Source organism: Nocardia sp. NPDC059228 (assembly GCF_042754245.1).
GTDB lineage: Bacteria > Actinomycetota > Actinomycetes > Mycobacteriales > Mycobacteriaceae > Nocardia.
This window is the reverse complement of sequence record NZ_JBHZAL010000091.1, coordinates 1-2,012: the sequence shown is the minus strand read 5'-3', so window position 1 is coordinate 2,012 and position 2,012 is coordinate 1. Positions and strand designations below refer to the sequence as shown.

The following is a 2,012-nucleotide window of genomic DNA, read 5'->3' as shown; positions in this document are numbered from 1 at the left end:
TTCGAGAACGCTGCCAACTCGGCGAGCGTGCGTGCCAGGCGTCGTGAACCAGACGGGACTTTCGAAACACGCCCTAGGTGTTCTGGGCTGGAGGGTTGTTGACGCGGGTGACGGGGCGGGTGTCCGTCGGGTGCGGTGTGGCAGCGGGTGGTGGTGGTCGGTGTGGAGGAAGTCTGCCGGGGCGTCGGTGCGTTCGGTGGTGGTGCAGGGCCGCAGGCAGGCCCATTCGTCGAGCAGGATGCGGTCGATCCGTTCGGCCTTGCCGTTGGTCCAGGGTGTGGTTGAAGCGTTCGGCCTTGCCGTTGGTCTGCGGCCGGCAGGGCGGGTGAGCGTGCCGGGCGCGCCGAGGCCGGCCGGGACGTTCTTCCAGGCCATGCCTTTGCGGTGGGCCCGGGCGTTGTCGGTCAGGACCCGTTCGGTGCGGGGGGGGCCGCAGGCAGGGAAGTGACTCCAGGGCGGGGGCAGCCCGCAGGGCGCGGTTCCGTCACGGGTCGCGTCGCAGGCCGTGGCCGGCCGGCCGCGCGCCTCCGCCCCAAAGGGCTTTACCTGATTTACCGCTCCGTGACGTGTTCTTGACAAGGGCTGCGAGTAACGCCACTCTCATGCCTCTCCAACCCAGTGCCACGAATGAGGAGAGGCAGCCCCCCACATGAGTTCACGTACTGTCAGAGTACTGGTAGCGGTACTGGCGGGCGCCGGCTTGACGCTCGCCGCCCCCACAGCCCTGCCCGCGGTCGCGAACACCTCACCGGCCGCCGCCGAAGTGTCCGCCGCCGACGGCTGCTACACCTGGAGCGGGACACTCAGCGAGGGCTCGTCCGGCGAAGCCGTGCGACAGCTCCAGATCCGGGTCGCCGGATACCCGGGCTCGGGCAGCCAGCTCGCCATCGACGGCCAGTTCGGCCCGGCCACCAAGGCCGCGGTACAGCGCTTCCAGTCCGCGTACGGTCTCGGCGCCGACGGCGTCGCGGGCCCGGCCACCTTCGGCAAAATCTACGAGCTCCAGGACGACGACTGCTCCCCGGTCAACTTCGACTACGGCGAGCTGAACAACTGCAACTCCGACTGGTCCGGAGGCAAGGTCAGCGCGGCCACGGCCCGCGCCAACGCCCTGGTCACCATGTGGAAACTACAGGCCATGCGCCACGCCATGGGAGACAGGCCGATCACCGTCAACGGCGGCTTCCGCAGCGTCGCCTGCAACACCAACGTCGGCGGCGCGGCCAACAGCCGTCACCTGTACGGCCACGCGGCCGACCTCGGCGCGGGCTCGCAGGGCTTCTGCGCCCTGGCTCTCGCGGCCCGCAACCACGGCTTCACGGAGATCCTGGGCCCGGGCTACCCGGGTCACGACGATCACACACACGTCGCCGGCGGCGACGGCCGCTTCTGGTCGGCCCCGACCTGCGGTATGTGACCCACCAGCCCACACACCACACATGCCACCCCGGGCTTCGGCCCCGGGGCGGGCACCACCGGGGGGGGCACCCGCCCCCCGGGGCAGGCACCCCCCGCGCAGTGCAGCTGCCTCCCGCCCCCGCCGCTTCAGCCCGCGGCAGACACCCTCGCTGTACGGCTGCCTCCCGCGACGACACCCGTACGAGCCCACCCACCGCCCGACAGGACCGAACCGGCCGAAAACAACACCCTCGAGGCCCTCCGGCCCACCGGAACCGTACGGCGGGCGGCCGGAACGCTGTGCCGGAAAATCTTTATGCGTGAGGCCCAACGTTTCCTGACGACGACACAGATGTCCCTGCCCGCGCGACGCCAGGTGAAAGAGACACACCCCAGTACAAGTCTCTTCGTGACGAGGTCAGCGACCAGATCCCCGTTGCCCACCAACGGCGCACCGCCCTCCCCACCCGGTAACACCCCACGAAGAACGGACAACCCCGACTCAAGAGGAGTCGCCTTCCCAGTCCCTCGCCGCCCGCCATCCGGACGAGGACCGTACACGGCCTGGCCACCGAACCCCGAAATCCCGTTCAGGATGACCCGTTCTTCTTATC

General features: G+C 69.8%; 1 protein-coding gene and 1 pseudogene. One reads left to right on the top strand and one right to left on the bottom strand.

Annotated features, from left to right (window positions below; all coding sequences use genetic code 11):
• Positions 1-73: 73 nt before the first annotated feature.
• Positions 74-444, bottom strand: a pseudogene (locus tag ACFXKA_RS42580) (hypothetical protein); the annotation flags it as partial.
• A 205-nt stretch (positions 445-649) separates the two neighbouring features.
• On the opposite strand from ACFXKA_RS42580, the gene ACFXKA_RS42575 reads away from it, so the two are divergent.
• Positions 650-1,417, top strand: a complete 768-nt coding sequence (locus ACFXKA_RS42575) for a D-Ala-D-Ala carboxypeptidase family metallohydrolase (protein WP_379431842.1) — start codon at positions 650-652, stop codon at positions 1,415-1,417.
• Positions 1,418-2,012 lie beyond the last annotated feature (595 nt).

Bases quoted from the DNA above. Each gene is read 5' to 3' on its own strand.
- ACFXKA_RS42575 (WP_379431842.1), top strand. From the start codon at position 650: ATGAGTTCACGTACTGTCAGAGTACTGGTAGCGGTACTGGCGGGCGCC.